Source organism: Brevibacillus nigriterrae (genome assembly GCF_049846925.1).
Lineage (GTDB): Bacteria > Bacillota > Bacilli > Brevibacillales > Brevibacillaceae > Brevibacillus_H.
Window position 1 is genome coordinate 28,261 of sequence record NZ_JBNCMT010000025.1, and the last position, 21,527, is coordinate 49,787.

Here is a 21,527-nt window from a genome sequence, read left to right on the forward strand (position 1 = left end):
TGTGTCAGACCCTACGATGGACATAGCGTCCTTTATTCCTACCACTTTTCGTTGGTCCCCTTCCAGCCGAAAGTGGTCCTTTTTTTCATACAATACGGCCATGACCGTTTTGTTGACCGCAAGCGGTCACATCTACTTTAATGAAAAACGTCGAGACGTTTTTCACAGAAAAAAACGCCTGTCAATCCCATGACAGGCGTTTCATCTTTTTCCACTTCCAAGCGCCGAGGCAAGAATCAAATACATGGCATGTGACCACAGCAGCGGTTTGGCAGGCAGACCAACCTGGTTCACCCACTTCTCGTACATCCGGGGAGCCAGCAAATGATCTTGCACTTGTTCAGACAGCCCCTCCGAAGTGTACCTGTCTTCGATCCAGGCTAGAATGCGATGGGCTTTATCCCGCTCCCCCAGTTGCGTGTAGTACCATCCAAGCCATGCAGATAATAAGATCCACTGTCCACCCCCGAAGTAGGTATCCTCTTTATACCGATGGAGCCCTTCTTCGTATAGTAATTCTCGTTCAATGCCTCTGACGGTTTGGATCATTCGTATATCATTTACTTCTACCAAGCCATAAGGTACGGAGAGCCAAATCAGGCTTGAATCGATGTTTGGGCTACCTGCTGATTTATCAAATAAACCATTTGTTACACACTCGTTAGATACAAATTTGCGAATCTGCTCACATAGATGAACAATTGGCTTTTGTCGCTCGGGTAGATAGGAAGAAATGGCTGCAAGTCCACCGTAGATCGCTGCCAAGGTAGACGAATGTACCTGATCCCCGTGTTCTTCCCAGCAGTCGAAGTTTGGCAACCTCCAGCATGCACTCAGATAGTCAATGGTAACTTCAATTGCCTGTCGGAACATAGGCAGCATTCCTTGCCCCTCTGTGAGCTGGAGATGCTGGCTTAATCCCCACAACCATGCTCCATAGCCGTCTAATTGAAAGTTGCCCCATTCTCCTGTAACTTCATTGCCATCCACTGAAAAACGTGTATGCAGAAACAGGTTGGAATCTATATTTTTCTCTCCAGACAAAACTCGTTGGATGATTTGCCTGGCTTTATTTGCATGTTGGAGAACGACACGGTTGCACCATTGATAAAACCGTAGTGCAGACTGATGCTCATCCACCAGATCCATCGCATAGGCAATAAACGTTCCATCACGCAACCATGAATACTGATAGTGGGAAAAACCGGGTGAAGCCAGAAACGCACCTGATCTTGCCTGATTCTCTCGTATTATCCCGATGCTGTCTCTGATGAAGCGAGATGTCGTCATGCACATCACCTCAGTTCAGCTTCATTCCCTACTGATTAGATGCTATTCGCTCTCCTGCCAATTCGACACATAATTTTGAAGTTCCTGATAAAAAGTAGGGTTACAAGCAACTACACTGCTTTTTTCATCATAGGGAAGTTCTTCACCAGTCATCTTGGTGACAGTTCCCCCTGCTTCTTCCACAATAATTCGGGCAGCACCAAAATCCCATGCGTTCAATTGCAAGCTGACATACCCATCCAAGCGTCCCGCAGCAACATAGGCCATCTCCAATGCTGCACTGCCCAGCAGACGTACAGCTCTCACCTTGCCAGCCAATTTCTTCACAATGAGATCGATCCCCATCTGTTCCGCACGCTTATTCCAAAAAACACTGGTACAAAGCAGTGCTTCTTCAAGCTTCACTTCACGATCCAATGTCAGCTTGCGGCCATTAAGAAAAGCACCCTGGCCTTTTACCGCATGGAACATTTCATCACGTGATGGGTCATACACGACACCCACAATACCCGTGCCCTTATGGTAAACCGCTATCGATACAGAAAAATTGATCTGCTGGTGGACAAAATTGGTTGTACCATCAATCGGATCAATAATCCAGACGGTATCAAACTCATTCGGGTCATATTGAATCGTGCTTTCTTCCCCCAGGATACCATGATTAGGATAATGCGAAAGAATGGTTTGGACGACCTCTTTCTCTACTTCTTTGTCAACGGCTGTCACCAGGTCAGATGCGGAGGTCTTGTATTCAACAAGGAACGGTTCCTTCAATCGTGTCAGACTTAATTCTCCTGCTGTTCTGGCGCATGAGATTGCGAGTTGTAATACTTTTTCTATTTCGAACGGTTGCAAACTGTATCGCCACCCAACCCATTTGTGTTTTCTCTATAGTTTACCATATTTATGATACTTCTTTCACGTTCTGAGAATTTTCGACAAAACCCATCCGAAAAATTTTCACATCAAATCCATTATTCATAAAACGTTCACATAAAAGCGTGCAATTTTTCACATGAAATCGTTTGCAGTTTAACTATCATGAAGCTAGTTGTCTTGCCCAAACAACAGATGAAAGGAGGACAAACATTCGTGCGTAGCGGTCGCTTCTTATCACTACTGCTTTTTTTATTGCTTGGATTTGCTACCAGTACGGAAGCCAAGTCAATTACGGCGTCTCCGTCACAATCTCTTCAATCGACGATTGATGAGGCTGGCGAACATGATGTGATTCAACTTGAGGCAGGTCTCTATAAAGGAGACATCGTAATTAACAAACCACTGCAATTGATTGGAACATCGGGTGCCATCATTCAAGGTGACCGGGATGGAAATGTCATTACGGTCAATGCGAATCAAGTTACCCTCAAGAACTTGACTGTAACAGGCAGCGGCAGCAGCTCTGCTGGAATTTATATTACGAAAAACAGTTCTGTCGTAGAAAACAATCAGATTACCGATGTGTTTCACGGTGTCCACGTCTATCAAGGGCATGGAAGCATCATCAGGGAGAATCAGATCAGCAGCTTCGATCAGGAAGGCTTTCTTGGATTCGGTATCTTCTTTAATGAATCATCACAAAATCAGGTTTTGAATAATCAGGTGAAGCACGTTCAGGATGGGATTTACTTCTCCTTTTCCGGTACCAGTGTCATTCACGGAAATACGATCACCGATGCCCGTTACGGGATTCATACGATGGACTCTGACGAGCTGCAATTCACGGAGAACCGCTCTGTGAACAACATGACCGGTGCGATGGTCATGCTAAGTGCTTACCTCGATATCCGCAATAACCAGTTCCTTCACAATAAAGGACCGACGGGTGCAGGGGTCTTCCTCTTCGACTGCCGTAATGTCTCTGTCTCTGAGAATGAAATCGTGGATAACAGTCGAGGAATCTATTTCGAAAACAATTATGATTCGGCCTTTTTTAAAAACACCATAGCAGGCAACAACACAGGGATTGAAATCAAACAGGTCTCCAAAAACAATGCCGTCTTCCAAAACAATCTGATTGCCAACGTGAGACAAATCCGCAATCTGGGCGAAAACAGCAACTTGTTTGACGACACCAAACAAGGCAACTATTGGGACGACTACCGTGGAATAGATGTAAACAAAGACGGGATTGGCGAGTTACATTACCGGAGTGGAGACATGTTTTACGGTTTGATGGAGAAAAAACCAGAGCTGCAGTTGTTTTTTGAAAGTCCGGCGGTCGTCATGTTGAACTCGATCAAAAAATTTGTGCCGGAGAATGACAAACAGGATATTGAAGATCAATATCCCCTGCTCCAGCCGCTTTCTCTCAAATCAGTCAAGGACGAATCAAAACAAACTTTGCCAATCACATTTACTGCATTCATCCTAATTTTATTTGTCAGTAGCATCCGAATTTATTACAAGGGGCTGAAATCATCATGATGTCATATTTCAAGAAGAATAAAACGATTTTCTTCCTTCTTTCCGTGGTCTGCGTCCTGGTGTTCCTTACTGGTTGCGGGCAAAAGACCTATGAACCTGTCGCCATCAATCCAGCAGTAGATACATGTGGGCAGTGCAAAATGGCAGTAGAAGACGGAGCTTTCGCAGCTCAACTGTTTTTAGGCGATGGCACCTCAATGAAATTTGACGATATCGGCTGCATGGTAGACTATCTCATCGATGCAGGCTCCCAGCAAAAAATTGCAGACCGTTATGTCAGAGACCTGAACACCAATGAGTGGGTCCGTCTGGAGGCTGCAACCTTTGTCACCAATACGGGTGTAGGTTCACCGATGAATTATGATATTGTCGCATTCAAAGATAAAGCACAAGCAGAACAATTCAGCAAAGAAAAGAATTTGCAAGACGCCCTGTTGACAGGTGAACAAATTTTACAAGCAAAACCGGAACGTAAAAAACCCTCACATTAAGGAGAAGGTTGGCGCTAATGAACAGATCAATTATCAAAACCATTGCGCAGCATGAGTGCAAAATTGCCGTTCGCAACAAGTGGTTGCTCAGCTTTACTGTTCTTTTTTCCTGCTTAGCCGTTACCGTAATCTTGTTTGATGTCTTTTCCTATGCAGAGAGTGGTTTTCAAGGCTTTAACCGAACAACAGCCAGTTTGTTGAATCTATCTCTATACATCATGCCAATCATTGCCCTCATCTTCGGTACATCAATGGTCACCGGGGATATTGAGGACGGCGGGTTCAATCTGTTAACGACCTATCCACTGACCCGTTCGCAGATTATTCTCGGGAAATACATTGGCATTGCCTCTTCGCTGTTTGCCGTAGTTGCGTTGAGTTACGGGCTCGTAGGCTTGCTCTTGCTCTTCTTTGGAAGCAGCGGCGATTTTGGAACCTATATCATTTTTATCATTTCCTCTCTCTTGCTGCTTTTTAATTATTTAGCAATCGCCATGTGGATTGGGATTCGTGCTGAAACAAGGATGCAAGCATTTGGCCTGTCGATCCTGGTTTGGTGCTTCTCGATTCTTATGTATGAGTTTGTAGTAATTGGCCTTGTGATGGTTATGCCGAATCAGTGGATCATACCTTTCTTGTCCTTTTCGACCATGATCAATCCTGCAGAAGTCGTTCGCATCTGGACCGTCCTTGCACTCGGTGGAGAGTCCATCTTTGGCCCAAGTTACTATTTTCTTAGTGAACTCAAACGGATGGGAATCTCCCACTACCCACTGCTTCTCGCTTCCATCCTTTGGGTTATGATCCCTGTATGGCTGTCCATTGCCGCACTGAAACGGAGGCTATCCTGATGAACATGGTGGAATTGAATCAAGTCCAAAAAGTGTTTGGCAATGGTGTCGCAATCTCGGACATCACCTTTCATGTACGACCTGGCGAATGTGTTGCGCTTTGCGGAGGCAATGGAGCCGGGAAAAGTACAGTAATGAAAATGCTTGTCGGTAACCTGCTGCCGACGAGCGGAGAAATCAAGATCAACGGGACACCTGTCCGACCGCAGGAAATGGAATTTCGACGCTACATCGGGTATATGCCGGATCACGTTGTTTTCCCGCGTACCCTCACAGGCAAAGAGATTTTGTCGTTCTATGCTGAGCTTAGTGGTGAATCCGCTGACAAGGCCGATCACTTCCTTGAACAGGTTGGTCTTACCCATGCTGCCAAACGAAAAGTTGGCGAATACTCCAAAGGCATGATGCAGCGACTCGTACTCGCCCAAGCCTTGTTACATTCTCCCCCGCTGCTTTTGTTAGACGAACCTACAAATGGCTTGGATCCTTTTTGGATGATTGAGTTCAAAAGAATGCTTCTTGAACTCAAATCACAAGGAAAAACAATTATTCTTTCCTCCCATATCATGAGGGATATTGAAGAGCTGGCAGATCGGGTAATCATCATGGATGAAGGCAAAATCGCTGCTCATGACACGATTGAGCATATCATCCGCCAATGGTCCCCGCAGACGAACAACTTCGAGGACGCCTTGATGGCCCTGCTGCTGGCAAAACGGAAAGAAGTTCGGAAAGTGGTTTAGGGAATGTAACAGTTTTTTATAAAGAACAAAACCTAGCCGAGAGCACGACTGTAACGTGTATTGGACTCAAGTTTTGTTCTTTTATTTTTTTGACTGGAAGTAGGTTTTTTCCGATGAGGTTGGATGAAAAATCTCTAGCGGATAGGGTAGTGCCAGTTTCGGCAAAGAATGCACGTCAAAATAACGCAAATCAGCCGATTCGCCGTCAATCGCCTGGAGTGTCCCACTTGCGAAAGAACATTCAAACATGAAAATGACATATTCCACCTGATTCCCGTCTGGATATGTATATCGGTATTCTTTCCCGCCAAATACCCCCCGCAATTGCTGCGGGATGACGTGTAGTCCCGTCTCTTCCCACACCTCACGAATGACTGCCTCGGCAGGTGTTTCTCCCAGTTCGATCGCTCCCGCAGGCAAACTCCAAATGTCACTGTCTAGTGATGGCCTCTGGAATAGAATCTCTTCCTTTTCATTGCGGATAATCGCTGCGACACAGGGATTGAAAATGAGTTGTGTCCCTATTTTCTGACGCAGTTGCTGATAAAACGCAGACATCGGCATGTACCTCACTCCTTTGAAAAGACAACTCCCCAATCAGCAGAGAGGGGAGTTACACGTGTGTTATTCTACGAGATATTTGATTAAAAACATGACCGGAATCAATAGCACAAAACAAACACCAAATACTTTTAGTTCCTTGACTGTCTTCTTGATCATTTTTACTTCTTGGTCTGTGTATTTCATATTCGTTTTCTCCTCCTTGGAATGTGTAATCGTTCCTCAGAGAAGGGAAATCAAGAACCTCGACCGATACTTGATCGGCATCAGGAAGATCCATTTGCGTATGGTCTGAATGATTAACAGAAAGCAAATGGTAAGAATTTCACGAGAATACGGCTCAATATCTTTTCCGATTTTGGCAAAATCAAGCTGAATCTTTTGCCACGAATACTTGGTCGAGAAGGATTTCAAGCGGACCGTGGAAAGATGAAAAACACCTGTGTTTTGCGAAGTATATTTGGTAGTCGTATCCGCATTGATCGTTTCATTAGAACCTGTATAGAAAGGAAGAAATAGCAGACACGATATGAGAAGCAACAGGATTTTCTTTTGCAAGGAATTATTTGAGGTAAAAGACATGTCTGCCCCCCTCTCGTTCGTCTATGAAAAAGGGTTACAATCGGTCAAAATGACACAGGTTGTAACCCTTTGAATTATTTTTTATCTATCAATCACTTCTATTATACTACATGAGAGTGCTTCAAAATAGAGTCAATAATTGTATCCCAATCATCACGGTGAACCTCATGACCCGCCCCTTCAAGGGTGAGCAATTGTGCATGGGGTATTTCCTCCACAAGAGCCAGACCATGTTCATATGGAAGAACCGGGTCTTCTGTTCCGTGGATCACCAAGGTTGGTACGTTAATTTCTTTGATACGCCCAAAATAGGAGTCTCCACCTTTGAGCAGAGAATGGTTGAACATGCTAAGCAGATTGTTGGCTCTTTTTACTTCCTGCTCTGCGAGCTGATACGCCCTTTCCTTGTCAGCTGGACGCTTCGATCCCGAGAGCAATCCCCAGCCTTCTGCCATAAAGGCTGTAGCCGTTTGTACATCTCCCCATTTCACTGACCCCGCTTTTGCATGGTAGGCAAGAATTTTCTCGTCAATCGGAGGTAAATCAGGGTTATCCGGACTAAACACGCTCGACGCAACAAGTGTAAGCGTAAGGACTTTTTGTGGGTTTTTCAGCGCAAGCAATTGAGCAATCATTCCGCCCAGTGACATGCCCACAATATGAGCCTGGTCAATGCCATACGCATCAAGCACTCCTGCCGCATCATCCACCATGTCATCAATGGAGTACTGCGGATTCCCTGGCTCATATACCACAGAACGCCCGACATCTCGACTGTCATAGCGAATGACAAATCGCCCACTGTCAGCGAGTTTCTGGCAAAAAACCTCGTCCCACCAAATCATGGAGGCCGTAGCTCCCATAATCAGCAAGACTGCCGGATTCGTTGGGTTGCCAAAACTCTCTGTGCAGATTTCAACACCGTTACATTGGATGATCTTTTCGTTCATGATGATTCCTCATTTCATTCGTTTTTTCGTTAATAAATAGGTACAAAAAATAACCCTGATCATCTTGCTTTTTAAAAAATGATGGGCACATTTGATGATTTGCTTTTATTAACGCAAGCGAATGAATTTGATAATCATGAGAATAAACCTCCTGAATGGAACAATAAAGGGTTCTACCCCAAACAATATTATAACAGATCGTTCCTTGAAACGGCTTATTCATTTCCATTAATTTTTATTGTCCAACGATCTGTCTCATTTCTTCGGTATATGATTACTTCCACTTCAGCACCCGATAAAAGTTCAAGTATGAATCCTTTTTCTTCTGCCCAATAGCCACTATCTCGTTCGATAGAATGGTAATTCAAAATTTCATTTCTATTTTTCATTATTTGCAGTTCTTCTTCGTAGAACGAAGTGATCTCTCCAATATCTGCGTACGTGGTGTAGAACGGCGAGCAACCATCTTCTTTCCCATGAAATACCGTTCTTTTTGGGAGAGGAATATGCAAATTTTTCATGTCCTCTTTGTAGTTGCACGTAAAGGTTTTACTCGGAAACAAGAAGCTTTTCACATAGTTATTGACTGCATGATTCCAGAAATACACTTGTAAAACCAAGAATGCTGGTAGGCAAATCAGCAAAAATTTACGTAGCGCAATCTTCCCCTTTTTCACTCGCACTACTACCGCCGCAATCAGGAGTACCGTCAAAATGATGATGCTTAAAGGGATATACAGAATGTTTCCTGCCATATCATTCTCCTGACCTCTTATCAGCAGGAAACACTACTCCCATCTGTTTTCTTGCTTCATCCAGGATTTCCATGACGATCAAGGAGTTACGATAGGAATTGGTTGGCGATTCTACCTCGCCTTTGGTAATCAACTCGATAAATTCCCTTACCTCATAGACCATTGTCCGAGGCACCTGTGGCTGGGTAAGGTCTTCCAGTGTTCCGTCCTTGTATCGTATTTCTACTTTATTCGGGCTACTGATTTTATCAATAACAATGGTGCCTAACTCTCCCTGAATTTCTGAGGGCAGGTTGGAATTGGTTATCTTGGAATGCATCAGTACAGCATCTTTGTCCTCATACTTCACGAGCATACTTCCTTGTCCATCCACTCCCGATTCCAACAGCAAACCGCTTGCTTGAATACCAGAAGGTCTGCCAAACAGCACAACCATCGGATAGACACAGTACATCCCGATATCCATCAAAGAACCACTTGAGAAGGCCGGATTGAACGCATTCAAGATCGTCCCTGCCTGATAGGCATCGTAGCGAGAGGAATATTGACAGAAGCTGGAGGTAAAACGACGGAGCTTGCCGATCTTGTGCAAATTAGCCTGGATCGCACGGAAATTCGGTGTGATGGTAGATTTGACCGCTTCCATCAATAGAACATTGTTCTCTCTGGCGACTCGAAACATTTCCTGAACCTCTCTTGCATTCGAAGCGATCGGTTTTTCACAAAGTACGTGCTTCCCGTGTTTCATGCACGTGATTGCCTGCTCTGCATGGAGCGAGTTGGGGCTTGCGATATATACTGCGTCCACTTCACTGCTATTGGCCATGGTATCGAGGTCTGTATATACATGAGGAGCGTTGAACCTTGCTGCGAATTCCTTCGCTTTCGTTTCCGTTCTGGAATAGACTGCGGTCAATGAAAAATCCTCTATTTCACTTGCTGCATGGATCAATTCCTCTGTAATCCAGTTGGTTCCGATAACGCCGAATCGAATCATGTTTTTCCTACCCTCTTTCTTTTGTTTTCTTTCTGACTAACTATAGTGAATTATTCCTCTATTGAAACTTTTTAAATACTACTTACTTTTGTGCTTTTATGCTGTTATGCTTTTATGTAACAAAGCACAAGGAGAATTCACTATGTCTACACAACAATTAAAAACAGGCTTACTTCCACGCCATATCCAAATGATGGCTATCGGCGGCATGATAGGAACAGGTATATTCAAGGGAAGCGCTGAATCGATCTCGATTGCAGGCCCCGGGGTTGTCATTGCCTATGCGATCGGCGGACTTATGCTATTGGTGGTGATGAGTGCACTTGGCGAAATGGCTTCTGCCTATCCCTCGCTCGACATTCGAAAACTGATTCAGAAAGCATTGGGTCCTAAAGTCTCGTTCATCATGGGGTGGATGTACTGGATTAACTGGGTGTTGGTCATGGCAGTTGAGATCGTTGCTGCCGGTTCATTTTTGCAATTCTGGTTTGCCTCTACACCCTTATGGTTGCTCGCCTTGCTTGTTGGAGCCGGATTGATTTTGCTCAATATCACCCATGTAAAAAATTACGGTGAATTGGAATTCTGGTTGGCAGGCATCAAAGTTCTCTGCCTTGTTGTTTTCATTTTGCTAGGTGGGTATCTTTTGTTCGGACCTTCAACCGGGGCAACTTCTCCTTTTGCCAATTACACGGCACACGGTGGATTTTTGCCGAATGGATGGGGTGGCGTGCTAACTTCTCTCTTGATTGTACTCTTTTCGTACGGTGGTGCGGAAATGATTGGTGTCACCGTCGCTGAGACCAAAGACGCACAAAAAGTACTGCCCAAGGTCATTAAAAGCGTTGTCTTTCGTGTTGCGCTGTTCTACATCCTGCCACTCTTGATTATTTGCGGTTTAGTGCCGTGGGATGAATTGGGACAAGCCAGCAGCCCATTCGTGCAAGTATTGACTGCCTTCGGACTAGACAGCGCTGCTCATGTGATGAACTTCATCATGTTTACCGCCGTTGTCTCTGCTGCCAACTCAGGGATGTACGTAACAACTCGACTGCTTTATTCGCTCGCTACGGACGGGCAAGCTCCCCATTCATTTACCCGTTTGAGCAAACAAGGGGTGCCTGTAAACGCACTGGCTATCAGCTCCTTGTGTCTGTTTATCGGGGCACTGGCAGCTTATCTGACCCCATCCAACGTATTTGCTTACCTGATGGGTATACCAGGTTTTGTCACGCTGCTCTTGTGGATTACGATCTGTCTGGCTCAGATCAAGCTGCGTAAATCTTATACGAAATTACCGTTGTTCCATGTCCGACTGTTTCCCTATAGCAATTATATGACAATAGCAGCTCTAGTAATCATTATGTTTGCGATTCTAACTGATCTCAACAATTTGATCAGCACGGTGGTGTGCTTTGGCGTATTATTGCTTCTCGTAGTACTCTCGTTGATTAGAAAGACAAAGCCTTTGTAAAACATCAACCAATATCCAATGCCCCTTCTGATCGTTGAAGGGGCTATTTCTTTGTCTATGTTATACTGGATACATATTTTAGAAAAATGAGTAGGAAGTGGAATTGATGAGAACAACAGACGGCTGGTTTGTAATTACCGTGTCCTATTTTGTTGTTTTGTTTTGTAGCTCGTGGACCTATATGGGAATCATCGGTTTACCCATTGACCAGCACCGGGATGTTTCTGGGCTCGTGCTCGGTTCGGTAATGGTCGTCGTTCCTTATGTGATTGGTGGGCTATTTGCTGCAAGATCTCAAGAATACCCGATCGAGAAAGCTGCTTTTTGGATGAGCCTTGTTCCTGCCCTGTCAGAAAAAATCCTGATTTTTTTGATCGGTGCTTTCTTTGTTGCAACTGGTGGTGACGGTGGCGGAGATGGTATCGTCACTTGGAAGGCTGTCATGATGTTTGTCAGTGCGGAAGCAGTGCCTTACTTTACGAATATGTATCTGTTGACCTTCCCTTTGTCGGTGCTTGTATGTGTCGGGACGGCCAAGCTGTTTAATCGAAAAAACATCCGGGCCCATTACTCAGATCGAACACGACCATAGATAGAGACATCTTCATAGACTCCCCATTTATAAACGGCTTGTGCCATTGTTCCTTCATATTTCAATCCGATTTTTTGCATCACGCTCGTGGATGCTTTGTTTTTTTGCATGGCACATGCGTAAATCCTGTTCAATTTCAGTTCTTCGAAACCAAATTGGAGCACTCGCTCGGCTGCCTCGGTTGTATAGCCGTTTTGCCAGTAAGGTTTGCCTAGCCAATACCCCAGTTCCCCTACATGGTTTTCCTGATCGATCAGTATGCTGATGCAACCCATTAATTCAGACGTATGATTTTCTGTGAAAAACGTCTCGACGTTTTTCATAAAAGTAGATATGACCGCTTGCGGTCGACAAAACGGCCATGGCCGTTTTGTGATGGCAAATACATATCCTCCTCCTTTGGTGGCAGTGTGACTATGTCTGGCAATCCATTGCTCTGCCGCTCCATCTGGATAGGGATGAGGGATATGTAAAGTCGTTTTTGCGACTTCTCTATCGCCAGCCAGTACTTGAACGGTACTCGCGTCCTCCAAGATAAAAGGGCGAAGGATCATTCGTTCCGTTTCAATTGTAGGGATCATTTTTTGACCTTCCTCCTCACCAAAACTTTTCCATTGCTTCTTCACATCTGGCATAACCATTGGCCGCATAAAACGGGACGCTTTTCTGGCTCGGCCATACAATCAAAAACTCTACATCATTTTGTTTTGACCACTCTTCGATCGCTGTCTGCATACTGCTTCCGATACCCTGGCTTCGATATCCCGGGCGTGTGTAAACGTTGGTCACATAGCCGAAATAAGGGTCTGGAGATTGCCCTGGTCTGGGGACTTTATGAATGATTTGCAAATACATATGGGACACGATCACGCCCTCAGTCTCAGCAACCCAGATAAACCAGTTTCCACTAGTCAAAGCATTCAGCAAAAATGATCTGCATACTTGATAAAACTCCTCATAGGTAGATGAATTCGGCCGCTTCTCTTCCTCAGAATAATCCCAACGCATTTGGGTCAGTTGCTCAATGTCTTCAACCGTTGCCAAACGAATCAATACCATACACTCTTCCCCCTCTGATTTTGAATGTAAAAAACCACCACGCAAGTGACTGCTGACGTGGTGGTTCTACTTGAGCTGCTAGTGAGTCAGATGTTCCTTCTGTACTTTTCCGTACGGTTTGGCCATCATTCGCTCCCAAAGCGGGATAAACTGCTTGATTAATGGTCCGATCGCCAGTGCCGTAACCAGTGTCCCAAACGAAACTGGGCCACCTAACAAAAAGCCCACTAACGTAACCGTGCATTCAATCCCGACCCTGACTTTGCCGATGCCCCAACCCATTCGTTCATGAAGCGCCAGCATAAAGCTGTCACGTGGTCCTGCTCCCACTCGAGGTGAGATATACATTCCTGTGCCAAACGTATAGATGAGCAGCCCTGCCGTAAAGATGACAATGCGCTCGATTACGGTGTCACCGGTCGGAATCCAATCCAGCCACATGAACAAGTCAATAAACAGTCCGAAGAAAAACATGTTTAAAAACATGCCGATGGTTGGTCTGATCCTGCCAATCACATAGGACGCAATAATAATGGTCAACCCGACGATCTGTGACCAGATGCCGATGGTCAGTCCAAACGTCTTTTGTAATCCAATATGCAACGTATCCCATGGAGCCACGCCCAGATTGGCTTCTATCATCATTCCGATTCCATACCCCATGACGGCCAATCCCAGCATGAAAACGCCGTATCGTACCGTGAGCGGGTGAAGCAAGAACTTTTTACCCATCAATGGTTCCCCCTTTTAGGGGTGGTCAGCCCCTATTTCTTGTGTCCTTTTTAGGAGGTATAAGGGGGCGATTGTGCGAACGAAACCTGGTTTCCGACGAGCAACTCTACCTTCATGTTCACAGGTATCACCTTCTCTCTCACTTGATTGAACTGTTTTCTGTGCATACTGACCATTTAGGAGGATTAGTGTAAAAAATTCAGACTTCTTTCCATTGCTACTATTTTGATATAGATCAGTTTGATTGTCTATAGAAAAGCCCAAAAGAAAGATGCCTCAGCGAGGGGTTCCCCAGGCTAAGGCATCTTGAAGTGATTTTTTTAGTGGCTCATTGGTGCTGTGTTGTTATCTTTGCCGTCTTTTGTTACACGCAAAATTGCTGAAGCACCTTTTTGAACATGGTTGAATTGGTGAGTAACGATTGAGTAGTCGCCTTCTTCAGTTACAGTAAATTCAACAACTGCTCCACCAGAAGCTGGTAACATTACAGTTTGCATACCTGTGAGAATGTTGGCAGGGTTACCATCAAGGTATACACGATCAAGTATCGTACCTACTACGTGGAAGGAAGAAACCTCATTCGGTCCAACATTGTTCACATACAATCGAACTCTGTCACCAACTTTAGCAAGTAAAGGCTTCTCTTTCAAACCAAACGTACTTCCGTTGAATACAACATATTTCGGAACATCATTCATAAAGGAATTCAAATCATTCTCTTTATACCATTCGCTTTGAACAAGTGTATACTCAACATCAATCTCTTTATCCGTTGGATAGCCATTCTTCGGTTCTACGATGATGACACCGTACATTCCGTTTGCAATGTGAGCAAGAACTGGTTTAGTACCACAGTGGTACATGAATACACCCGGACGATTCGCTGGATATGTGAAAGTACCGCTTTCATTTGGCATTACATCAATGAATTTTTTGCTTGGCGCTGCATGTACCGCATGGAAGTCCATGGAGTGAGGAATGCTTGGGTCCATATTTTTTAGAGTGAAGTTGATGATGTCTCCTTCTTTCACACGAACAACTGGTCCTGGAGCAGTACCGTTAAAAGTCCATGCATTGTACATTTCACCTTTGTTAATCTCAACGTTCGTGATTTGCGCAGTCATCTCGATGTTGACGACATTTCCTTCACGCTGAATTTTCATTGGCACAGGAGGTTGATCCAATTTCGGTTTTTCTGTTGTTGCTGCCGCTGCTGTTGCTTGTGTCGGTGCTGCTGCTGGTTCTTGTTTTTGAGCGACTTGACTGCTATTGCAACCAGCAAGCAAGAGTGTTAAAGCTACAAAAGACAGTCCAAGATGTTTTCCGTACTTCATTACAATCATCCTCTCAAAAATTTGAAATTATGGATTAGATTAGGGCTGAAAGCGTTTCACAAGTTAAATCTACCTCAACCCGATTACATGTACATGGAACAAAAATCACAGCTTTTTTGGTTGTCAAAAAGTATACACAAACAGGTAAATAGCCTCTTATCTTTTTCACAAGTTCGACAATTTTTTCAAGCAAAAACCGAACATTATTTTTAGTAACCATCTTAGAAATGTTGATATCTACTCAAAACTGATGATTAATGTCACTATTTCACGGTTTCGTAACAATTTTCACGTGACATTTTTATGCGTTAAATTTGGCAAACTTGTGAAACACAACAAAAAAACGCCTGATTTCTCAAGCGTTTATCACAAATTATTCGATAAATATACGACGACTGTCACCGTGATACTGCTCACTAGAGTAGAAAGCAAAACGGTTTGTGCAGCGTATTCAGGGTGGTTGTTATATTCCAAGGCGAACAGGGCACTGTTCCTCGATGAAGGAAATGAACTGGCAATAAACAACGCCTGTGCAACCGTTCCCTCTAACCGTAAGCAGTATATCAGGATAAAGGCAACGACTGGGGAAAGAATCAGCCGGCCCGTCAAACTGAGAAACAGCGGCAATGTTATACGGGTTATTTTCAAATAGGCGCTCTGTGCTCCCAAAGTCAGCAGTGCCATTGCCAGAAATGCGTTCGCTACATTTTCAATCGGGTTCCAGATGAATAAAGGAAACGTTATCGAGAAGTAGTTGCAAAGTAACCCCAGCAATAACGCATACAGGATCGGCAGTTTCAGGAACTCGGTGATGATCTTGGAAGTCTGGCTGTGTTGTGTCGAAACGGAATTGAGCAATCCGTATGTATACGTAATGAGATTTTGAAAAATCATGACGATGACCTGAATCGATGCTCCTACCGGATTGTTTTGAAAAACAAGCTGGCTGACAGGAAGCCCGAAGTTGCCTGAATTATTGAGTACCACACTATTTTTAAATGTGGCGGAGAGACCTTTATCAAATCTTGCCACTTTGGCTATTCCATGAGCCAGAATCATGAGCGACAGATTTTGCAGGAGTAAAAAACCGATAATGGCAACCAGCATTTCTCCCGCCATTTTGCTTTCGTACACATTGACAAAGCCAATCGCTGGCATCAGGAAGTAATTGCTTAGTTTTGACAAGGTGTTCATATCAAAGGAAAATTTTCTATGGAGAAAAGCGCCTACTACGATGAGTGCGAAGACGGGCAAAATGACATTTAAAACGATAAGTCCTAATACTTCCAAGGCTTTCTCCCCTCTCCTATGACTGAAATGGTTTTGTTCTGTCATTTTAGCGGAAAGCGGGAAAGAGAAACACGATAAATGAATAAGTTCTATTAATTGCATTAAATTCATTAAATTTTCTGTCAAAACCCAAAAAAAGCCACCAGGAATGGATTGGCTACCCCCTGGTGGCTTGTGTTCTCTTATGATTGTGCTCCTTTATAAATTTCCACGTAACTCCTGCTCACGCTCCAATGCTTCAAACAGCGCTTTGAAATTTCCGTTACCAAAACGTCTGCTTCCTTTGCGTTGGATAATCTCAAAAAACAGGGTCGGTCTGTCGACCAGCGGCTTACTAAACAACTGAAGCAAATAGCCTTCATCATCACGGTCAACCAGAATGCGCAACCCTTTCAGTTGCTCCATGTTCTCTTCGATGGCACCTACCCTCTCTTGCAATTCCTCATAGTAGGTATCAGGCACATACAAAAAGTCAATTCCGTTGGCACGCAGCTTGGAGACAGTATCGACAATATCGTTGGTCAAAAGAGCAATATGCTGGACGCCAGGTCCTTTGTAGAAGTCAAGGAACTCCTGAATTTGAGATTTGCGTCGTCCCTCTGCTGGCTCGTTAATCGGGAATTTGATCCGTCCAGTACCACTTTGCATCACTTTGGACATCAAGGCAGAGTATTCGGTTGAGATATCGTCATCATCGAAGTTTTGAGTAGCTGTAAAGCCCATGACTTTTTCGTAATAGCCAACCCACTCATCCATCACCTCTACATTGCCGACAATGTGGTCAATGCCAATCAAACCCGTGCTCTCTCCCTTGAAAGGCGATTCATATGCCTTGAATTCGGGGAAAAACGCTCCCTTGTAGTTGCTTCTCTCGATAAACGAGTGGATGGTGTCACCATACGTGGCAATGGTAGCTTTTTTCACTGTTCCGAATTCATCCGAGTATTCGGTTGGCTCACTGATTGGAATGGCTCCACGAGTTACTGCTTCATGGAATGCTTTTTCACAGTCTTCGACACGAAGAGCGATATCTTTTACGCCCTCACCATGTTTCCTGATGAATTCAGCAATCGGATGTTCTGGGGCAAGTGCGCCGGACAGGACAAAGGTGATGTGATTTTGTTTCAGTACATAGGAAACCTTTTCACGAGAGCCTGTTTCCAAACCGGCATAGGCAAACGCTTCAAAGCCAAATGCTTTCGTGAAGAAATGCATAGCCTGTTTGGCATTGCCTACATATAGCTCCACATAATCCCAATCCTGAATTGGAAAAAAGTCAGTTGTGCTCATTCACTCAGCCTCCTGTGATAAATATCACATTTTTCTTACAATTATAATGGAAGCGCTTACCAGTGCAAGAGTGTGGGGTGACGCTTAAAAGCTTTTATCCATTAAAGAAGTCCTCTAGTATTCTACGCCACTCTTGAAACCACTCCAAAACAAATGGGAATCTATGGTATGATTGAATTATTGCTATTCTCCATTTCTGCTGACCATTGAAAGGAGCCACTTTATGCAAAGTAAAAAAAGCAACTGGAATTCGAGTGTTCTAAAGCAATGGAATCACAACGCCGCCGATTGGCATTCTCGCAGCGAAAATATGTGGGAATCCGGCAGCCGTAAAACAGTACTCCCCCTCTTTACAAAGCTGGTTCGTCCTGAATCAGGGGCTGTTCTTGATGCTGGTTGTGGAGATGGCTATGGCAGTTGGAAACTGGCGGTGCAAGGGTATACAGTTACTGGGGTAGATTTGTCAGAGGAAATGGTGGAGCTTGCCAGAGAGAGGTTTCAGCCACAGCTTGCTCTTTCATTCGACACAGGTGACGTCACTCAGTTGCCCTATCATTCATCTTCCTTTGCCGGTATACTGGCAATTAACGTAATTGAATGGACAGAATCTCCTCTCTACACATTGCACGAATTGTCACGGTTGTTGAAACCAGGTGGAGTATTGCTCCTAGGCATCCTTGGCCCGACCGCTGCGCCACGGACACACAGTTATCGCAGACTGTACGGTGAACCTACGATCCAAAACACCTTGATGCCATGGGAAGCCAGTCAGCTCGCACTGGAAAATGGTTTTGAATTGATTGTAGAACAGCCCGTGTACAAAGAAGGTGTAACTCCTGAGCTTGCCGAACATTTGTCACTAGAGCTTCAGCAGGCGCTCAGCTTTTTGACTTTGCTTGCGTTACGAAAAGTTTCCTCTTGAAGGTTTGTTACATACGAAAAAAAATGCCCACCCGACTTGTACGTTCGCACAGTCGAGGTGGGCTTCATTTTGTCATTTGTTACTTTTTCAAAACGTAGACCTTTACGTTTTGAATCCCAAAATCAATCGCATGTTCCAAACCTGGAATGAAAATATCGACTTTAGGGCCTTTTACCGCACTTCCGATATCCACGGCTTTCCCCATTATTCCGCTGCCAATCACTGGATTCGCCTTGTACCCCGTTATGTAAACGGTAGAACCTAGTGGAATAATAGATGGGTCGACTGCAATACTTCCCACTTTTAGTTGGTTTCCGAAATAATCCCGCCCAGCGTAGCCTCCGTTCTCGGCGGCCGATGCTGTATAAGCTGTTGCTTTGGCAGCAATTATCCGTTCATAGTGGACTGTCTTTCCTGCATAAGTGGTGACGGTCGGTACGGCTTTCGCTGCTTGTTCCTTTTTCTCTGCTGATAGCGCCTTTGGCTGAGGCACTTCTTGTTGTTTTGGCTGTTCTGGAAGTTGAATAACCGCTCCAGGAACAAGTCGATTCGGGTCTTTCTCGTCATTTGCTTTCAACAATTCTTTCAGTGAAAGCTGATACAACTTGGAGATTTTCCAGAAGGTATCTCCCTTTGCGATCACATGCGTGTCTTCAGCAGCAAATGCACTGGATGACATGCCCGTGAGTAACAACCCCAAGCTTACTGCAAGCAGGGTTCTGGAAAAGCTTTTCTTCAATTATACTCTCCTCCTGAGCCTACGAGGTTAGCTGTCGGATTCGGATTAAGGAGTAACCCGTTGCATAAGAGGAATTTCAAAAAGTCCGGAAAACATCCTCCTTTTTGAATTTGATCTTATCGCAATTCACCCCAAAGGATTTCAAAAAGCAGAAATCCTTATTTGCATCCGCTCAAGTGATTGCCACTGAACGAATGCTTGTCCCCCGCACTTTTTCAAGTTTCGGCTAATTTTTTTTGCAAAAACGTACCGACGATTTCCAAAAAGTTGGATATGATCGCGGTACTCTATTCAAGTTAGCATAATGTTACCAGCACGCAAATGATCAAAATATGGTAATGATGGAACCTGAAGTGACTGACTAAAATTTCTTCGCTTCCACAATTTGATTGATCTCGATCGATTGTCGCTGAACTTTCCCCCCAGGAATGGGACATTCGAACTGTAATGATTCAGAGCCGATCTCTGTTAGTTTTCCCTTGATTGTCCGTCCGGTTTGACTGGTAACGAAGTAGTCCTTATTTACCACAAACAAAACCGGAGTGCCGTTAATCTGTATCGTCTTGATCATTTATTCCACACCTTTTTGAGAATTTCATATCGAATAACCATAACTTATTCTTGAGGTAGTTTCAATACAGATTTGAAGGTAATTTTACAAAAAAAAGACTACGGCCCCAAATCTGGCCAATAGTCCTTTATCACTACCTCGATTATCCTTTAAGCATATTCTTCAGTTCTTTGACGCTCTCTTCCAATGCTTCGTCCACTACGCTTGCTTCTTTCACATGCAGGACAATTTGGTCGTGCACTTCATCAAGCAATCCCTTGGCTTGGGTGGTCTGCTCGGCAATATCATCAGCAAGTGCTTTCTGGTTGCGGATGATCGTCATTACACCGCCAACCTCTTCACTTACTTTGCCAAATGCATCTACGATTTCATCCATTTTCTCGGATGCAACTTTTGTAATAGTTAAACCACTCTTGATAGCGGTAGTGCTTTTTTCAGAATTGGACAGTGCAACCTTGGTCTCTTGCTGGATGGTTTCAATCAGTTGGGCGATGCTTTTCGTAGAATTCGCCGTCATTTCTGCCAATTTACGAACCTCATCGGCAACAACCGCAAAACCACGTCCCTGTTCTCCTGCACGAGCTGCTTCAATTGCCGCATTGAGAGCAAGCAAATTGGTCTGGCTGGCGATATCACTGATTACCTGAACGATGCTGGTAATCTCGGTGGAACGTTCCTCCAGACGACTCATGGAAAGCGAGCTTTGAGCGGATTCCTGTTCCAATGTAGCTATGACAGAAACCACATCCTCCAACGCCTTTTTCCCTTCCTGAGAGCGGACGACCGATTGATTGGAGATCCCGGTTAACTTCTCGCCTCGTGCGAATAACTGGTTGGCCGATTGGTCTGATGCTTCGCTAATGGATTGAATCTGTTCAACCGTATTTTTCACCCGATTGGTTAGTCTGGCAAGCTCTCCATGTTGATTGTTTACGATTCCGTGCTGATGAATAATTCTGCCCATTCGTTCATACTGGCTTTGTATCTCTTTTTTGAGTTCCTTTTCAGCATTATTTACCACTGGCGTCGGTGCTTGAATCGTTGCTGCTACTTCTGCTTCCACACTTTTATTCTTTTTCCAAAACATACTGGTCCCTCCAATATATATTTACGATTGCACATCTCGATGCCCAAAAACTCTTGATTCCATCACTCCTGGATGTTGTTTCGCAAGAGTAAGCAAGTTTTCCAGGAAATAATAATGACCTTCTAACATTTCCACATCTTTGCGTTCAAACCGTTCTGCTTGCAGGAATTGTTGCATTTCAAGAATAAACCGATCCATTTTTCCATGAAATTCATTTGCATTGAGCATCTGATCGACTTCTGGGTACAAGGTCTTGAGACGGACAATTTCACTATGTACCTTCGTTGCCTCTAAAATGTACTGGTAGGCGCTTCGTTCATAGGAAGCAGAAGTAGCCAGACTCTCTTGCCTGCGAGATTCACGCAAAGCTGCGAGATACGTGATAAAATGAAAAATGGTGAGAAACAGCGGGCCCAAAAAAAGAATGATGCCGGCCTTGTAGACATGTTCATTACCCACGTTATAGATCATGAGAAACAAGTGAAACAAAATGGCTCCCAACCATACATAGATGATGATTTGATGATTGACCAGACCTGCTTCCTCTTGCCGTGAAAAAACAAACGTCAGTCCAAGCAGGTAGAAAGCGAGCAGGGTAAAGCTTGCACTGAACAGTGCCATTTCCATCTCTTGCAACCATTCGGCTTGCTCAGGTATCTTTATAAAGAACTCAAACAAAAGTACGAAGACAGAAAAAAGCAATCCCATTATCCAAAAAAGGCTCACGTCTCCATCCACGCGCTTTTGGGTTCTATGTTTTTCGACACGGGATACTTTCAAGGTAATTTCA

At 44.3% G+C, this 21,527-nt stretch carries 25 protein-coding genes and 1 riboswitch; of the genes, 7 read left to right on the forward strand and 18 right to left on the reverse strand.

The annotated features are described in order from the left end of the window. Positions 1 to 201: 201 nt before the first annotated feature. Positions 202 to 1,290, reverse strand: a complete 1,089-nt coding sequence (locus ACPW7N_RS17925) for a glycoside hydrolase family 15 protein (RefSeq protein ID WP_425652480.1) — start codon at positions 1,288 to 1,290, stop codon at positions 202 to 204. A gap of 42 nt (positions 1,291 to 1,332) precedes the next feature. Then, positions 1,333 to 2,145: an inositol monophosphatase family protein gene (locus ACPW7N_RS17930; RefSeq protein ID WP_425652481.1), complete on the reverse strand. Its 813-nt coding sequence runs from the start codon at positions 2,143 to 2,145 to the stop codon at positions 1,333 to 1,335. A 237-nt stretch (positions 2,146 to 2,382) separates the two neighbouring features. Here ACPW7N_RS17930 and nosD point away from each other — a divergent pair, with 237 nt between their 5' ends. The 4 genes from nosD to ACPW7N_RS17950 are packed head-to-tail and all read left to right on the forward strand — an operon-like array spanning position 2,383 to position 5,802. Further along, positions 2,383 to 3,717 (forward strand): nitrous oxide reductase family maturation protein NosD, encoded by a 1,335-nt coding sequence (gene nosD / locus ACPW7N_RS17935; RefSeq protein ID WP_425652482.1) that lies wholly within the window; start codon positions 2,383 to 2,385, stop codon positions 3,715 to 3,717. Then, complete coding sequence (locus ACPW7N_RS17940) at positions 3,714 to 4,208, forward strand: nitrous oxide reductase accessory protein NosL (RefSeq protein ID WP_425652483.1); 495 nt, start codon at positions 3,714 to 3,716, stop codon at positions 4,206 to 4,208. Before nosD ends, ACPW7N_RS17940 begins: the two co-directional genes overlap by 4 nt. Positions 4,209 to 4,225: 17 nt before the next feature. Then, positions 4,226 to 5,059: an ABC transporter permease gene (locus ACPW7N_RS17945; protein ID WP_425652484.1), complete on the forward strand. Its 834-nt coding sequence runs from the start codon at positions 4,226 to 4,228 to the stop codon at positions 5,057 to 5,059. Then, positions 5,059 to 5,802, forward strand: coding sequence for an ABC transporter ATP-binding protein (locus tag ACPW7N_RS17950; protein ID WP_425652485.1), 744 nt, complete (start codon positions 5,059 to 5,061; stop codon positions 5,800 to 5,802). The genes ACPW7N_RS17945 and ACPW7N_RS17950 overlap by 1 nt, the downstream gene beginning before the upstream one ends. Positions 5,803 to 5,883: 81 nt before the next feature. Here the strand turns inward: ACPW7N_RS17950 and ACPW7N_RS17955 are convergent, their stop codons facing one another. The 6 genes from ACPW7N_RS17955 to ACPW7N_RS17980 all read right to left on the reverse strand — a co-directional run bounded on the left by ACPW7N_RS17955 (position 5,884) and on the right by ACPW7N_RS17980 (position 9,647). Next, a complete protein-coding gene (locus ACPW7N_RS17955) occupies positions 5,884 to 6,366 on the reverse strand; it encodes an NUDIX domain-containing protein (RefSeq protein WP_425652486.1) in 483 nt (160 codons plus the stop codon). 60 nt (positions 6,367 to 6,426) lie between these two features. Further along, a complete protein-coding gene (locus tag ACPW7N_RS17960) occupies positions 6,427 to 6,549 on the reverse strand; it encodes a hypothetical protein (RefSeq protein ID WP_425652487.1) in 123 nt (40 codons plus the stop codon). Positions 6,550 to 6,585: 36 nt separating this feature from the next. Next, positions 6,586 to 6,945 (reverse strand): hypothetical protein, encoded by a 360-nt coding sequence (locus ACPW7N_RS17965; RefSeq protein ID WP_425652488.1) that lies wholly within the window; start codon positions 6,943 to 6,945, stop codon positions 6,586 to 6,588. A gap of 101 nt (positions 6,946 to 7,046) precedes the next feature. Then, positions 7,047 to 7,895, reverse strand: coding sequence for an alpha/beta fold macrolide esterase (gene mle / locus ACPW7N_RS17970; RefSeq protein WP_425652489.1), 849 nt, complete (start codon positions 7,893 to 7,895; stop codon positions 7,047 to 7,049). Between the two features lie 215 nt (positions 7,896 to 8,110). Next, complete coding sequence (locus ACPW7N_RS17975; protein WP_425652490.1) at positions 8,111 to 8,650, reverse strand: hypothetical protein; 540 nt, start codon at positions 8,648 to 8,650, stop codon at positions 8,111 to 8,113. A gap of 1 nt (position 8,651) precedes the next feature. Next, complete coding sequence (locus ACPW7N_RS17980) at positions 8,652 to 9,647, reverse strand: Gfo/Idh/MocA family protein (protein ID WP_425652491.1); 996 nt, start codon at positions 9,645 to 9,647, stop codon at positions 8,652 to 8,654. A 142-nt stretch (positions 9,648 to 9,789) separates the two neighbouring features. On the opposite strand from ACPW7N_RS17980, the gene ACPW7N_RS17985 reads away from it, so the two are divergent. Continuing rightward, positions 9,790 to 11,121: an amino acid permease gene (locus ACPW7N_RS17985; protein WP_425652492.1), complete on the forward strand. Its 1,332-nt coding sequence runs from the start codon at positions 9,790 to 9,792 to the stop codon at positions 11,119 to 11,121. A gap of 106 nt (positions 11,122 to 11,227) precedes the next feature. Then, positions 11,228 to 11,713: a hypothetical protein gene (locus ACPW7N_RS17990; RefSeq protein ID WP_425652493.1), complete on the forward strand. Its 486-nt coding sequence runs from the start codon at positions 11,228 to 11,230 to the stop codon at positions 11,711 to 11,713. Here the strand turns inward: ACPW7N_RS17990 and ACPW7N_RS17995 are convergent. From ACPW7N_RS17995 to hppD, 6 genes are all read right to left on the reverse strand, one after another. Further along, positions 11,689 to 12,294, reverse strand: coding sequence for a GNAT family N-acetyltransferase (locus ACPW7N_RS17995; protein ID WP_425652494.1), 606 nt, complete (start codon positions 12,292 to 12,294; stop codon positions 11,689 to 11,691). The genes ACPW7N_RS17990 and ACPW7N_RS17995 overlap by 25 nt on opposite strands. 16 nt (positions 12,295 to 12,310) lie before the next feature. Further along, positions 12,311 to 12,772 (reverse strand): GNAT family N-acetyltransferase, encoded by a 462-nt coding sequence (locus ACPW7N_RS18000; protein WP_425652495.1) that lies wholly within the window; start codon positions 12,770 to 12,772, stop codon positions 12,311 to 12,313. Positions 12,773 to 12,850: 78 nt separating this feature from the next. Continuing rightward, positions 12,851 to 13,504, reverse strand: coding sequence for a YczE/YyaS/YitT family protein (locus ACPW7N_RS18005; protein WP_425652496.1), 654 nt, complete (start codon positions 13,502 to 13,504; stop codon positions 12,851 to 12,853). Positions 13,505 to 13,824: 320 nt separating this feature from the next. Beyond that, entirely contained in the window at positions 13,825 to 14,838 is a 1,014-nt protein-coding gene (locus ACPW7N_RS18010; protein ID WP_425652497.1) for a multicopper oxidase domain-containing protein, read from the reverse strand. 366 nt (positions 14,839 to 15,204) lie between these two features. Further along, positions 15,205 to 16,128: an AEC family transporter gene (locus ACPW7N_RS18015; RefSeq protein ID WP_425652498.1), complete on the reverse strand. Its 924-nt coding sequence runs from the start codon at positions 16,126 to 16,128 to the stop codon at positions 15,205 to 15,207. A gap of 198 nt (positions 16,129 to 16,326) precedes the next feature. Beyond that, positions 16,327 to 17,418: a 4-hydroxyphenylpyruvate dioxygenase gene (hppD, locus tag ACPW7N_RS18020; protein ID WP_425652499.1), complete on the reverse strand. Its 1,092-nt coding sequence runs from the start codon at positions 17,416 to 17,418 to the stop codon at positions 16,327 to 16,329. Positions 17,419 to 17,641: 223 nt separating this feature from the next. Here hppD and ACPW7N_RS18025 point away from each other — a divergent pair, with 223 nt between their 5' ends. Next, the gene (locus ACPW7N_RS18025) at positions 17,642 to 18,340 is read left to right on the forward strand and encodes a class I SAM-dependent methyltransferase (RefSeq protein ID WP_425652500.1); all 699 of its coding nucleotides are present in this window, start codon (positions 17,642 to 17,644) and stop codon (positions 18,338 to 18,340) included. A 79-nt stretch (positions 18,341 to 18,419) separates the two neighbouring features. Here the strand turns inward: ACPW7N_RS18025 and ACPW7N_RS18030 are convergent, their stop codons facing one another. The 4 genes from ACPW7N_RS18030 to ACPW7N_RS18045 all read right to left on the reverse strand — a co-directional run bounded on the left by ACPW7N_RS18030 (position 18,420) and on the right by ACPW7N_RS18045 (position 21,517). Further along, on the reverse strand, positions 18,420 to 19,079 hold the full coding sequence (locus ACPW7N_RS18030; protein WP_425652501.1) for a 3D domain-containing protein: 660 nt from the start codon (positions 19,077 to 19,079) through the stop codon (positions 18,420 to 18,422). Beyond that, a riboswitch (cyclic di-AMP (ydaO/yuaA leader) is annotated at positions 19,080 to 19,317 on the reverse strand. A 123-nt stretch (positions 19,318 to 19,440) separates the two neighbouring features. Beyond that, positions 19,441 to 19,650: a hypothetical protein gene (locus ACPW7N_RS18035; protein WP_425652502.1), complete on the reverse strand. Its 210-nt coding sequence runs from the start codon at positions 19,648 to 19,650 to the stop codon at positions 19,441 to 19,443. Positions 19,651 to 19,792: 142 nt separating this feature from the next. Beyond that, positions 19,793 to 20,737, reverse strand: coding sequence for a methyl-accepting chemotaxis protein (locus ACPW7N_RS18040; RefSeq protein ID WP_425652503.1), 945 nt, complete (start codon positions 20,735 to 20,737; stop codon positions 19,793 to 19,795). Positions 20,738 to 20,758: 21 nt separating this feature from the next. Beyond that, positions 20,759 to 21,517, reverse strand: coding sequence for a hypothetical protein (locus ACPW7N_RS18045; protein ID WP_425652504.1), 759 nt, complete (start codon positions 21,515 to 21,517; stop codon positions 20,759 to 20,761). Positions 21,518 to 21,527: the final 10 nt, after the last annotated feature.